Origin of the sequence: Streptomyces sp. NPDC021080, assembly GCF_044333225.1 — a bacterium.
Classification (GTDB): domain Bacteria; phylum Actinomycetota; class Actinomycetes; order Streptomycetales; family Streptomycetaceae; genus Streptomyces.
Map to the genome: position 1 here is coordinate 297,564 of NZ_JBIRQM010000007.1, position 12,612 is coordinate 310,175.

The 12,612-nt window shown below is 72.9% G+C and carries 9 protein-coding genes; 4 read left to right on the forward strand and 5 right to left on the reverse strand.

All coding sequences use genetic code 11. From position 1 onward, the window contains the following. Positions 1-465: 465 nt before the first annotated feature. Together ACH4S8_RS19600 and ACH4S8_RS19605 are read left to right on the forward strand one after the other, a co-directional pair. Positions 466-2,262 (forward strand): phosphatidylglycerol lysyltransferase domain-containing protein, encoded by a 1,797-nt coding sequence (locus ACH4S8_RS19600; RefSeq protein ID WP_398395550.1) that lies wholly within the window; start codon positions 466-468, stop codon positions 2,260-2,262. A 43-nt stretch (positions 2,263-2,305) separates the two neighbouring features. Then, positions 2,306-3,007: a hypothetical protein gene (locus ACH4S8_RS19605; RefSeq protein WP_398395552.1), complete on the forward strand. Its 702-nt coding sequence runs from the start codon at positions 2,306-2,308 to the stop codon at positions 3,005-3,007. On the opposite strand, the gene ACH4S8_RS19610 is transcribed toward ACH4S8_RS19605, so the two are convergent. Then, positions 2,944-3,711 carry a hypothetical protein gene (locus tag ACH4S8_RS19610; protein WP_398395554.1) on the reverse strand — a complete coding sequence of 256 codons (768 nt, stop codon included), beginning with the start codon at positions 3,709-3,711 and terminating at the stop codon, positions 2,944-2,946. The two genes, ACH4S8_RS19605 and ACH4S8_RS19610, sit on opposite strands and share 64 nt — an antisense overlap. Before the next feature lie 60 nt (positions 3,712-3,771). On the opposite strand from ACH4S8_RS19610, the gene ACH4S8_RS19615 reads away from it, so the two are divergent. Next, the gene (locus ACH4S8_RS19615; protein WP_398395556.1) at positions 3,772-4,566 is read left to right on the forward strand and encodes an adenosylcobinamide-GDP ribazoletransferase; all 795 of its coding nucleotides are present in this window, start codon (positions 3,772-3,774) and stop codon (positions 4,564-4,566) included. Here ACH4S8_RS19615 and ACH4S8_RS19620 read toward each other — a convergent pair whose 3' ends face one another. The 4 genes from ACH4S8_RS19620 to ACH4S8_RS19635 form a co-directional block, all read right to left on the reverse strand. Further along, positions 4,567-5,223: a spherulation-specific family 4 protein gene (locus tag ACH4S8_RS19620; protein ID WP_398395558.1), complete on the reverse strand. Its 657-nt coding sequence runs from the start codon at positions 5,221-5,223 to the stop codon at positions 4,567-4,569. Next, complete coding sequence (locus ACH4S8_RS19625; protein ID WP_398395560.1) at positions 5,220-6,848, reverse strand: hypothetical protein; 1,629 nt, start codon at positions 6,846-6,848, stop codon at positions 5,220-5,222. Before ACH4S8_RS19625 ends, ACH4S8_RS19620 begins: the two co-directional genes overlap by 4 nt. Continuing rightward, entirely contained in the window at positions 6,845-8,368 is a 1,524-nt protein-coding gene (gene pelF, locus ACH4S8_RS19630) for a GT4 family glycosyltransferase PelF (RefSeq protein ID WP_398395562.1), read from the reverse strand. The genes ACH4S8_RS19625 and pelF overlap by 4 nt, the downstream gene beginning before the upstream one ends. A gap of 122 nt (positions 8,369-8,490) precedes the next feature. Next, positions 8,491-10,521 carry a hypothetical protein gene (locus tag ACH4S8_RS19635; protein ID WP_398395564.1) on the reverse strand — a complete coding sequence of 677 codons (2,031 nt, stop codon included), beginning with the start codon at positions 10,519-10,521 and terminating at the stop codon, positions 8,491-8,493. 347 nt (positions 10,522-10,868) lie between these two features. Here ACH4S8_RS19635 and ACH4S8_RS19640 point away from each other — a divergent pair, with 347 nt between their 5' ends. Beyond that, positions 10,869-12,395: a leucyl aminopeptidase gene (locus tag ACH4S8_RS19640; protein WP_398395566.1), complete on the forward strand. Its 1,527-nt coding sequence runs from the start codon at positions 10,869-10,871 to the stop codon at positions 12,393-12,395. Positions 12,396-12,612 lie beyond the last annotated feature (217 nt).

Genomic DNA, 12,612 nt, shown 5'->3' on the forward strand with positions numbered 1-12,612 from the left:
CCGGCCCCGGCCCCCCCCCCTCGGCCGTGCCGGGCCGCCCGCGGCGGCCCCCGGGGGGGGCCCCCCCCCCCCCCCGGCCGGGCGTCACCACGGACTTTTTCGCCCCCTCCGCCCCTGCCCGTCCCGTACCCGGGGCTCCGCCCCGGACCCCGCTCCTCAAACGCCGGAGGGGCTGAACTTTCCCCGGCCGGAGCCGAGATCTGCCCGGGCAGGGCTGAAATCTGCCCGCGCCCGGCAGGCGGGGGCAGGGGCTGAGATGTTCCCGGGCGGGGCTGAGGGCCGGCCCGCGCTCGGAAGGCGGGGGCTTGAAGGCCGGGCCGCGTCCGGAGCCGTGGAGCCCAAGGCCGGGCCGCGTCCGGAGCCGTGGGGCCGGAGAGCCGGGTTTCGGCGGCTCGGCGCCGGGAGGGCACCACCTGTACCGGCCCTCCCCCGTCGCGACCATTACGCCCCATATCATCGCGCTTTATGGGAGATGCCCGAATTGCCGCTGACCAGGAACGGGCGTCGGCCCGCCGGAGTGACGGGGACCGGCGGTCCACGGCTGCCTCACGGCGGTCCGCCGCCTTCGCCGTGTGGTACCTGCGCGCGGTCACGTTCATCAACTTTCTGAGCGCCGCCTGGGTGTCGCTCGGACAGGACGTACGACGGCACAACACCGAGAACTACTTCACGCCCTATCTGCTGACCGCCGGCTTCGCCTCCGGTGTGTTCACGATGTTCCTGGCCATCACGATGCGGCGGCGCAAGCGGGCCGCGTGGATCCTCAACTCCGTGCTCAGCGGACTGTTCCTGCTGCTGTTCGGCGTCGCGATGGCTTTCCCGGAGATCCGCCAGTACGCGCAGAACTGGGTCTCGCTGGTGCTGACCGCGGCCTTCGTGGGCTCCCTGGCCGCCGGCCGCCGGGAGTTCTACGCCAAGGGCGACCGGTCGAACCCGAGGCTCGCCGCGGCGGTGGCGGTGGGCGGGCTGCTGGTCGCCTCGCTCCTCGCCGCGCTGCTGGTCACCGTCACCAACGACGCGCACGACGCGCACCGTTCGACGTTCCTGGACCGCTGGCGCTACGGCACCCTGCGGCTCGTCTCGGTCGCCGCCGACGACTCCCACTACCCCGGGATCGCGACCCCGAACTGGGTCAACGTCTCGGTCAACGTGCTCAGCACCCTGCTGGTGCTCGCCGTCCTCTACGCGGCCTTCCGCTCCCGGCGCGCCGTCGACCCGCTCACCGAGGACGACGAGAAGCGGCTGCGGGAACTGCTCGACCGCAACGGGGACCGGGACTCGCTGGGCTACTTCTCGTTGCGCCGGGAGAAGAGCGTGGTCTGGTCGCCGACCGGCAAGGCGGCGGTGGCGTACCGGGTGGTGGGCGGGGTCTCCCTGGCGAGCGGCGACCCCCTCGGCGATCCCGAGGCCTGGCCCGGCGCCATCGAGCCCTGGCTCGCCGAGGCCCGCGAGCACGGCTGGATCCCGGCGGTGATGGGCGCGAGCGAGGAAGCGGGGACCGTCTACTCCCGGCACGGCCTCGACGCCCTGGAGCTGGGCGACGAAGCCCTCGTCGAGACGGCCGAGTTCACCCTCGAGGGGCGTGCCATGCGCACCGTCCGGCAGGCCTACAACCGGGTCAGGCGGGCCGGGTACCGGGTGCGCATCCGGCGGCACGAGGACATCCCGGCCGCCGAGATGGCGTATCTGCTCCAGCGCGCGGACGACTGGCGCGACGGCGCGACCGAGCGCGGTTTCAGCATGGCGCTCGGACGGCTCGGCGACCCCGAGGACGGGCAGTGCGTGATGCTCGAATGCACGGACGCCGAGGGCGGGTTGAGGGCGGTGCTGTCCTTCGTGCCGTGGGGGCCGAGCGGACTCTCCCTCGACCTGATGCGGCGCGACCGCGACGCGGAGAACGGGCTCATGGAGTTCATGGTGATCGAACTCCTGCGGCGCGCGGGGGAGATCGGGATCACTCAGGTCTCGCTCAACTTCGCCATGTTCCGCTCGGTCTTCGAACGTGGGGCGCGTCTCGGCGCGGGTCCGGTGCTGCGGCTGTGGCGGTCGCTGCTCAGCTTCTTCTCCCGCTGGTGGCAGATCGAGTCGCTGTACCGGGCCAACGCCAAGTACCGGCCCATCTGGGAGCCGCGGTTCCTGCTCTTCGAGAAGAGCGCGGACCTGCTGCGCATCGGGGTCGCCTCGGCGCGCGCCGAGGGGTTCCTGGAGGCGCCGGGGCTGCCGAAGTGGCTGCACCGCAAGCACCTGGAGTCGCACAGATGAGACCGGCGGGGGCCGGCGCGAGGAGAGCCGTGGGGACGACCGGATGAGCACACCCGCCCGCTGGGCCCGCGCCGAGTGGGGTCTGCTGTACGCCACCGTGCGCCGGGCTCTGCGGGCGAGGGGGTGGCGGGCGGTCCCGATGACCCTCGGCGCGGTGTGCCTGACGGCCGCCCTCCAGTTCGTGCAGAACCAGTCCTGGGGCTACCGGCTGGTGCAGAACACGGGCGCCGTGCGGGCCGAGGACCCGCTGTGGCTCGCCCTGCTGCGCACCCCGCTCTCCTTGTTCGTGCCGGCGCTGGACCTTCCGGTGTGGGGCGCGCTCGCGCAGATCCTGATCGTCTTCGGGATCGCCGAGATCTGTCTGGGCTGGTGGCGCACGCTCGTGGTCGCGTACGTCGCCACGCTGGCCGGGACGCTGTACGCCCGCGTCGGCATCGCGCTCGGCCCGCACCGTCCGCTGGGGCTGCCCGGGGCGGACGCGCTGATCGTCGACACCGGCCCGTCGGCGGCCGTGGTGGGCCTCGCCGTGTTCCTGGGCTGGCGCTACCGGGCCTACGCGACGGCGGGAATCGTGATCGGGGCCATGGTGGCCGAGATGATCGTCAAGGACAACCTGGCGGGCAAGGAGCACCTGGCGGCGATCGCGGCGGTGCTGGTGGTGTGCTCCCTGTCCGCCGTGCGTCACCGCCGCTCGGACAGGGAACGGTCGGGAGCGGGGTCGGGTTTGCCGCCGATCCACTCCTGAACCCTGCGGGCGGGGCCCGCCCAGCGGCGGTCGTGCCGGTAGGCGCGCAGTCTGGAGCGGGCTCGGGCCCGCGGCCGGTTGCGGTAGAAGCGCCTGGCCCAGGGCGAGCCGGGCTTGGCCAGTCTGACGGCGCCGACGAAGGCGATGAAGGGAACGATCACTCCGAAGATCGCCATGCGGGCCTTGCCCTTGCTCAGGGTGAGCAGCGCGAAGAAGAAGTTCAGGACGATGGTCACGATCGCACTGGCGCGGTTCTGCGCCTCCTGGTCGCTGAGGTCGTTGACGCCGAGCGGCGAGAAGCCGCTGAGCATCAGGCCGACGAGGGCGGCCGTGACCACCACGACCTCGACGCTCTTGCGTCCGTCCTCGGTCCAGTAGACGTCGTCGAGGTGCAGGATCAGCGCGAACTCGTCGAGCACGAGGCCCGTTCCGACGCCGAAGACCACGGCGCTCACACAGGGCCAGAATCCGTAACGGCTGCCGGCGACCGCGCCGAAGCCGCCGATCACCGTGAGCACGACGCCGGGGACCACGTGGTGGATGTGCAGATCACCTGCCTTGACGTTGCCGAAGGGCCCTTTGCCGGCGCGGATCATCCGCACGACGACGCGGGTGACCGCGAAGGTCACGACGAACGAGGCCAGCGCCAGGAACAGGGGGAGCTTCCCGGGCTCGACGATGTTCTGATACCACCAATGACCCATATGCGAACTTTATCCACAGCCGCTGTATCCGCCCTCCGGGCGTCCGGGTAGCCTGCGCCGATGTCCAAGACCGCCTCCGGGGCCTCGCTGCCCGACAGCCTCCGCTTCGCCTTCGGCACCCTCACCGTGCTCCCGGTGAAGGTGACCCGCTGGGACCGGGAGGCCGCGCGCGGCGGCATGCTGTGCGCCCCGCTGACCGGTCTGGTGGTCGGCGCGGGCGCGGCCCTGGCGGGCGTGGCGCTGCTGGCGATGGGATCGGGCCCGTTGCTCGCGGCCGTCGCCTCCGCCGCCGTGCCGGCCGCGCTCACCCGGGGCCTGCACCTCGACGGTCTCGCCGACACCGCGGACGGGCTGGGCAGCGGCAAGCCCGCCGAGGACGCGCTGCGGATCATGAAGCAGTCGGACATCGGCCCGTTCGGCGTGATCACCCTCCTGTTCGTCCTGCTCGCCCAGGTGGCCGCACTGGCGCACGCGTACGAGGCCTCGTGGGGCCGGGGCGTCCTCGCGGCCGTCGTCTCGGCGGCCGTGGCCCGCCTCGCCCTCACGCTCGCCGCCCGCACGAAGGTGCCCGCGGCCCGCCCGGGGGGCCTGGGCGCGGCGGTCGCGGGCACCGTGCCGGTGCGCGGCGCGCTGCTGGTGGCGGCGGCCGTGACCGGGGCGGCGGCGGGAGCCGGCGCGCTCGTCGGGACGTACGACATCGTGCGCGCCGCGGTGGCGGTGGGTCTCGCCGTGCTGGCCGCCGAACTGCTGCTTCGGCACTGCGTCCGGCGCTTCGGCGGTGTCACCGGCGATGTGTTCGGCGGCCTGGCGGAGACGGCGGCGACGACCGCGCTCGTGGTCCTCTCGCTGGGCTGATCACCGGGTTCCCGGGGCGGGCGCCAGGCCGTGGGGCAGGGTGCCCCACGGATGGTCTCCCGTGCCGGGGACCGCGCAGGACAGTCCGGCCCCCCGTTCCGCGGCCAGCGCCTCCGTGCCGGCGCCGGCCGGCGCCCCGTGGACGAGATGGCACAGCACCGCGCCCGTCCCGGCCCACGGCGGCGGGGGTTTCCTCCGGTAGGTGGCCCAGGTTCCCTCGAAGGTGACGAGGACGTCGGCGATCCGGGCGTACGAAGGATGCGGTGCCGTCCCGTGGTTGAGGACGAGGGTGCCGCCGCCGAGTCCCCGGGCCTCCGTCGCGAGCCGCCGGTAGTAGCCGAACTCGCCCTCCGCCGCCGCCACCTGGTCCAGGAAGACGCCGTCGGCGGCGAACCAGTCGCGGTGCCGGGCCAGTTCGCGCCGCACGTCCGCGAACGGCCTGCGCCCGTAGGCCGTGTCGACGTATCCGAGGACCCGGACGTCCGCGGCGCGCAGCCGTGCGGCGACCGCCGCGAACGCCGGGTCGGGGTGCTCGCCGGGGCCGCTGGCGGGATTCAGCACCACGCCGTACAGCCGGGGCGCGGCGGCGAGGAGCGCGTCCCACTCGGCGGGGCGGACGTCGGGGTGTTCGTAGTACGGGACGAGCAGCGTCTTCACCGGTGAGCCGTCACCTTTCCGATCCGGGCGCAGACGAGCACGGTCTGGGCGCCCGCCGCCGCGCCGTGCACGATCAGGCCCACCCAGTGCGCGTCGCCCGTGTGCGTCGCCAGCGCCGCGGTCTGGGCGAGCGCGGCGGCACAGACCACGGCGGCGGTGCCGGTGACGGCGCCGAAGGACTGGAGCAGCAGTCCGGTCCACATGACCACCCCCAGCAGGAGCAGTCCGCCGAGCCGGACCCCGTCCGCCGCCGCGGGCGCGTGCGGCCACAGCGCGGAGACGCCGAGTCCGAGCGCGAGCAGCGCGACGAGGTAGCCGGTGAGGCACCTCAGGAGCGCGAGCGCGGTGGCCCGCCGGAAGCTCCGCGCCGAGGTGCTGGAGCGCAGCCCGGCGAGGCTCCCGCTGCGGAACCGGAAGAGCAGCCACTCGGCGGGACCCATGCTGAGGGTCAGGGCGACCGCGGCCGGGGCGGCGACCGCCGCCGGGGCTCCCGCGAGGACGTCTCCGAGGGCCGCGTAGAGCACCAGGACACCGCTGCCGAGGCCGAACAGGGCGTAGGCCACGGTTCCGGCGTGCCGGCGCGGAGCGGAGCGGCGGACGCGCAGCCGTGCGGCGACCGCGCCGCGGCGGCCCGGGTCCGTCCCCGCCCTGCCCCCGTCCGGCCGGCCCGCGGAGGCCGTGCGCGGCTCGCCGGCCCGCCCGGACGGCTCGGCGCCGCCTCGCGGGGTGCCGTACGGCAGCAGTGCGAGCAGCCCGGCGCCCCAGCTGCCCTCTCCCGACTCGCGGACCGCGGGGGCCACTTCGAGGAGTCCGAGCAGGGCGACCGCCGCCAGGGAGCCGAGCAGCAGGGCCACCCGAACCGGATCGGGGACCGGGTGGACCATGGTGACGACCGCGCCCGCCGTCATGGGCGCCAGGGCGGCGAGCAGGGTGCGCTCCCTGCCCATGACCAGCAGCACGGTGGCCGCGCCCAGATAGCCGGACTGCCCGGCGGCGAAGGCGACGGCGCCCCGGCCGGCCGATCCCGCCGCCGCGAAGGCCACCAGGGAGCCGAGCAGGACACCGGCCGGGGTCCCGACGAGCAGCGCGCGGCGGGCGGCCGTGCGGTCGCCGAGCCCCATCCAGGTGTACGCGCGGTGGGCCAGCCCCTGGTTCCAGGTCCAGCCGCACAGCGCCCCGGCGAGCATGGGGACGGTGCCGGCCGGCAGTCCGAACGCGCCCTTCGGCCCCGCGAGGAGCGGTGCGGCGAGGACGTAGCCGAGGCCGGGGAGGGCGAAGACGATGCCCCGCAGGAGGCAGCCGAGCAGACCGATCCGCCAGGGGTCGTGGGCCGGGCCCTCCGGTTCGGGATAGCCCCGGTCCACCCGCTCGAACAGCGCCTCGGCGAGGGCGAAGGAGTCGGTGACGCCGTACCGTTCCCGGATCTGGTCGTCCGAGAGGCCGTCGGACTCGAGGAGGGCGGCCACCTCGTCGGGGTGGACGGCGGCGGTCACGAACTCGCCCATTTCCGCGGCGAGTTCGTCGATCGGGTCGGGCTTCCCCCAGCTCGTCGAGCGGCGCTGGCTCGGCACCAGGGGACGGGTGGCCTCGTGGGCCCCGGGCTGCGTGCGCAGGGAGCCGCTCACCAGCCGGTCCCGTCCGTGGCGACGGCCTGGTACCAGGGGTCGCGCAGTTCGAGGGTCCAGTCGTCGACGGTCTCCACGGCGGGCTCGTACACCGTGGGCCGGCCCGCCAGTTCCTGGTAGACCGTTCTGAACGCGTCGACGGAACGACGCAGCGTGAACCGGTCGATGACTCTCTGCCGTGACAACTCGCCCAGATCCAGGCGGCGTTCCTCGTCCCGCAGCAGGGCGAGGGCGGCGGCGGCCATCTTCTCCGGCTCGCGCGGCGGGACGACGATGCCGGTGTCGCCGACGGCCTCCCGGACCCCGCCCACGTCCGTGGAGACCGTCGTACGGCCGCAGGACATGGCTTCGATGATCGAGAACGGGAAGCCCTCCGAGATGGAGGACAGCATGACGACGTGGCCGGCGGCGTAGGCGCGCCACACCTCGGTGATCCGGCCCTCGAAGGTCAGCCCGTCGGTGACGCCCAGTTCGGCGGCGAGCTTCTCCAGGCGGGTGCGGTAGGCCTCCCCGCCGGGCGGCACGGGGCCGAACAGCCGCAGCCGGGTCTCGGGCAGTTCGGCGCGCACCATGGCGTACGCGCGCAGGAGGGTCTCCAGGTCCTTGATCGGGTCGATCCGGCCGCACCAGGTCAGGGTGGGCACGGCGGGTTCGGGGCCCGCGTGCGGGAAGGCGTGCGGGTCGACGCCGTTGTAGACCGTGCGGATCCGGTCCCCGTCGGCGCCGCCGCGCTCCTCCCAGCGGCGGTTGTACTGGTTGCAGGGGGTGATGAGGTCGGCGGCGCGGTAGCCGAGGGAGTTGAGCTCGCGGTAGAAGCCGAGCATGAACGCCTTGACGGGCCAGCGCGCTTCGGCACCGCGGTAGCCGAGGTAGCGCTCGCGCAGATAGATGCCGTGCTCGGTGAGCAGGAACGGGACCCCGTCCAGGTGGTGCGCGACGAGCGCGGGCAGGGTGGCGAGACCGCTGCTGACCGCGTGGGCGACCGAGTCCTCGGGGATCCGGACGCCGAGCGGGCGCAGTGCGTGTTCCAGCAGGTCGGTCGCCGTGAGCGCGTCGTGCACGGTGGGCCGGGCGGCGGCCGTCGGCAGATGCGGCATGGTCCAGATCCACATCAGCGAGCGCAGCGCCGCCTCGCCGCGCAGGGCGGCGGACAGGCGTCCGTCACGGGCGAGCACGGACAGTTCGTACAGGGCGTCGCCGAAGTCCTCGGGCGAGTCGGGATCGAGGAAGGAGAGCAGGAAGCGTTCGTAGATCTCCGCGAAGCGGCGCTGGGCGCGGCCCAGCGGCGGGCGCCCGCGGCCGGGGCGCGGTCCCCAGGTCGGTACGCGGGTGTGCCGATAGACGTTGGGCGGCAGCTCCCAGGTCACGGGTTCGCGGCCGCTGCCGGTGAGCGAGACGATGTGGAAGTCGACCTCCGGCATGCCCTTGACCAGTTGGTCGCACCAGGTGCTGACCCCGCCGTGGACATGTGGATAGGTGCCTTCGGTGAGCATGGTGACATGACGGCCTGTGCGCATCATGCGCGGTTCCCCCCTGGGACTGTTTCTTCCGGAGGGCCCCCCGGCCCCCCGTCGCACGGCTCACGAGCGCACCCCGGCCGCTTCCGGCCGGGGTGCGCGTCTGAAGCCGCGGTGCTGCGCGCCTAGGCGGGCAGGTTCAGCTTGACCGCGGACTGGAGGAGCTCAGGCTTGGTCCAGTCGTTGCGCTCTCCCGCGTACGGCGTGCCGAACGCGGTGGTGCCGACGAGAAGCTGCTTGGTGGTCCCCTCCGGCACGGTCACCGGGATCTGCGTCCCGTTCGGGGCGGTGACGGTGACCTTGTCGCCGATGCGGTAGGCCGTGACCCTGCCGCTCGCCAGGGCGGTCTGCCAGTCGGTACGGCGCTGCAGCTCCGTGCCGATGGCGCTCTGGCGGGGGTTCTGCAGCGGGGCGTTGTCGGCGTAGATCGCCTTGTAGTCCGCGAGCACCTTGTCCAGGACCGGGTACAGGACGCGGCCCTCGGCCAGGTTGGACTGGTGGACGTAGTGCGGACGCGGGTCGTTGCCGATCGCGTGCCCGAGCGCGGTGCGCGCCTCGGCCGGGACGATGTAGTCGGCGTAGCCGGTGGCCGTGTTCAGCGGCGCCGGCAGGCAGGTGGACGTCGCGTTGTTCTCGCACACGCCGCTGCCGCCGTCGGCCTTCGAGGTGTAGATGTAGTTGTACTCGTCGGCCATCTCCTCGGGCGTGCCGGTGTTGTAGTAGATGTTCATCGGGTAGCGGGGAACGGTCGTCACGCCGTTGCCGACCGAACGCTGCTCGGGCTCGCGGGAGTTGTCGGACCCGGTCCACCTGACGCCGTTCGCGGCGAGGGCGCGCGCGAGGTTCGGGTTGTCGACGGGCTGCTGGGGCAGCGTCTTGAGACCCGAGTGCTCGCCGGTCACCAGCTCGGTGCGGTCGGTGGACAGCCCGTGCGCGGCGGCCCAGTCGTTGTTGTCCGAGATCTGTGCGGAGATGTCGGAGCGGCTCACCCACTGCGTGGAGCCGTCGGCGTTCTTCGAGCAGGTCCAGGGGACGGTCGTGGTGTCCTGGACGCAGCCGAGGAACAGGTGCGTGTAGGTGTGGTTCATCCAGCGGAACTTGGCCTTGTCGGCGAGCAGCCGGTCCGTGAGGGCGTCGGTGCCGCCGTTCTCGGACTTCCACTCCTCGCCCGCGCCCGCGTTGAAGACCATGTCGAGCGTGAACCCGTGGTCGGCCTCCCACTGGGCGGCGTAGGCGGCGTCGGCCGCGGTCATCCGGATCGGCGTGGTGGTGTCCTCGCCGTCGCCGCCGGCGCAGTCGATGTCGCCCGGGGTGCAGTTGAGCTGGGAGTCCCAGCGCGCGTCGGGCGCGAAGACGTCGTCGACGTGGACGGAGAAGTAGTTCCTGGCCTGACCGAGGTGCACGCCCTGGGTGAGCCAGTCGACGATGCCGCGCGCCAGCACCTTGAACTGCTTCTGGTACTGGTTGTACGCGAAGGTCACCACGAGTTCGCGGCGCCCGTCGTGCTCGTACTGGCCGAGCATCGAACCGCCGCCGGGCGCGTTCAGGTAGCTGGTGAACCCGTCCCTCGGATGGGCCGCGTAGCCGTAGGTCTCCTGCACCGCCGGGTCGTTGTCCTCGAAGGTCAGCGGTCCGTCGAGGTAGCGGAACGGGCCGGTCGTGCCCGCCGCGGTGACCTGGGTGGTCGCGCCGTCCAGCACACCGGACCAGCCGCCGTTCTGGTCGGTGTAGTCGAGACCGACCTCGGGGTGGGCCCAGGTGTAGGCGTCGACCTGCGGGATGCCGAACGTCTTCTCGTAAGCCTCCAGGGCGGTCTGTTCGGCCGAACCCGCGCCGAACGGTGCCTCGTTCGGCAGGACGACGCCCTGGTACTTGGCGCGCGGGGCGCCGTTCACGGTGTCGCTCAGGAACGTCGCGTTGATGGTCGGGCGGTTCGCGTCGCCCAGGTTGACCATGGTGTACGGGACACCCTCGTTCTTCAGCTCCGCGGTGATGGCTCCGACCTGGCCCGCGCCGTTGTCCACGACCAGGACCTTGAGATCGATCCGCGGCGTGGCCGCCGCGGAAGCACCGGGTGCCCCCATGCCCAGCGCCAGGAGTCCGGCGGCCCCCAGGACGGCAGCCGTCCCTCTCCACCGTTGCAGACTCTGTGCCATATGTAGCGTTCTCCCCCTCGAGCATCCCCCATGAGTGGAAACCATGGGGAATCTGTGGAAATCGTGCAAAGCAGTGGACGGCGTGCCCACTGACCACGATGAGTGTGTCCCAGGTCACCGGGAGTGAGGGGCGGGAATCCGGCACGGCGCCACCTGTGGGTGAACGTCCGTAGAAATGAGCGAAACCCGGCCCCGAGCGTAGGCTCGTCCCGGGTACTCGCCCGCCCTGTCAAGGGCCCCGGCAAGGACCGCCCCCGAGGACGGATCTAGGGTCAGCCGTCGGGCCCGGTCGACCCACCCCTTCTCGGCCACACGAACTTTCATATGGAAGCGGAGATCTCACCACCGTGACTGCTCTCACTCTCAGCACCGCCGCAGCGTCCGGTCTGCGGGCCGACGCGATCGTCGTCGGTGTCGCGAAGGGCCCCAAGGGCCCGGTCGTCGCACCGGGCGCCGAGGCCGTTGACAACGCCTACGACGGCGGGCTCGCCGGAATCCTGGAGACCCTCGGGGCCTCCGGCTCCGAGGGCGAGGTGACCAAGCTGCCCGCACCGTCCGGATTCAAGGCTCCCGTCGTGATGGCCGTCGGCCTGGGAGCGGTTCCCGAGGACGAGGCCGGCTTCGACGCCGAGGTGCTGCGCCGCGCGGCCGGCGTCGCCGCCCGCGCGCTCGCCGGCGCCAAGAAGGCCGCGTTCGCGCTGCCGGTCTCGGACGCCGCCGACGCCGGTGCCGTCGCCGAGGGCGCCCGCCTGGGTGCGTACGGCTTCGACGCCTACAAGGAGACCGGCCGCAGCGAGGCCGCCAAGGACCGCAAGGGGCCGCTCGGCGAGGCGACCGTCCTCGGCGGCAAGCCCCGCGACGCGGCGTACAAGGCGGCCATCGCGCGCGCCACCGCCGTGACCGAGGAGCTCAACCGCGCCCGCGACCTCGTCAACACCCCGCCGAACGACCTCAACCCGGAGTCCTTCGCCGCCGTCGCCACCGCGGCCGGCAAGGAGCACGGCATCAAGGTGCAGGTGCTCGACGAGAAGGCCCTGGCGAAGGGCGGCTACGGCGGCATCCTCGGTGTCGGCGCCGGAGCGGTCGCCGGTCCCCGCCTGGTGAAGCTGTCGTACACCTCCTCGAAGGCCAAGAAGCACCTCGCCTTCGTCGGCAAGGGCATCACCTACGACTCGGGCGGCATCTCGCTCAAGCCCGCCGGGCACAACGAGACGATGAAGTGCGACATGGCCGGCGCCGCCGCGGTGTTCGCCGCCGTGGTCACCGCCGCGCGTCTCGGCCTGGAGGTCAACGTCACCGGCTGGCTCGCGCTCGCCGAGAACATGCCGTCCGGCTCCGCCACCCGTCCGGGTGACGTGCTGCGCATGTACAGCGGCAAGACCGTCGAGGTGCTGAACACCGACGCCGAGGGCCGGCTGGTCCTGGCGGACGCGCTGTGGAAGGCGTCCGAGGAGAAGCCGGACGCGATCGTCGACGTGGCGACGCTGACCGGCGCGATGGTGCTGGCGCTCGGCAGCCGCACCTTCGGCGTGATGGCCAACGACGACGCGTTCCGTGCCGCGATCGTCGAGGCCGCCGAGGAGGTCGGCGAGGAGTCCTGGCCGATGCCGCTGCCCGAGCACCTGCGCAAGGGCATGGACTCCCCCACCGCCGACATCGCCAACATGGGCGAGCGCATGGGCGGCGGCCTGGTCGCCGGCCTGTTCCTGCGCGAGTTCGTGGGCGAGGGCATCACCTGGGCGCACCTGGACATCGCGGGCCCCGCGTTCAACGAGGCCGGCCCGTTCGGCTACACCCCCAAGGGCGGCACCGGTTCCGCGGTCCGCACCCTGGTCCGTCTCGCCGAGCTGACGGCGGCCGGCGACCTGGGCTGAGCCCTCGTACGCCGTACGGCCCCGGGCGCCCGCGCGCCCGGGGCCGCTCGTATGGCCGAACGGAGGTTTCGCCCTCGACGAAATCCGCAGGTTCACCCCGCTCCGCACCCCGTCGACGTGATGGATCAGACGCCGCACACACCGGCCCGGCGTCTCGCTCGCCCTCGACAAGTGCGAAGATGGGTTCTCGGCAGGACAGGGCCCCCACCACAGGGCC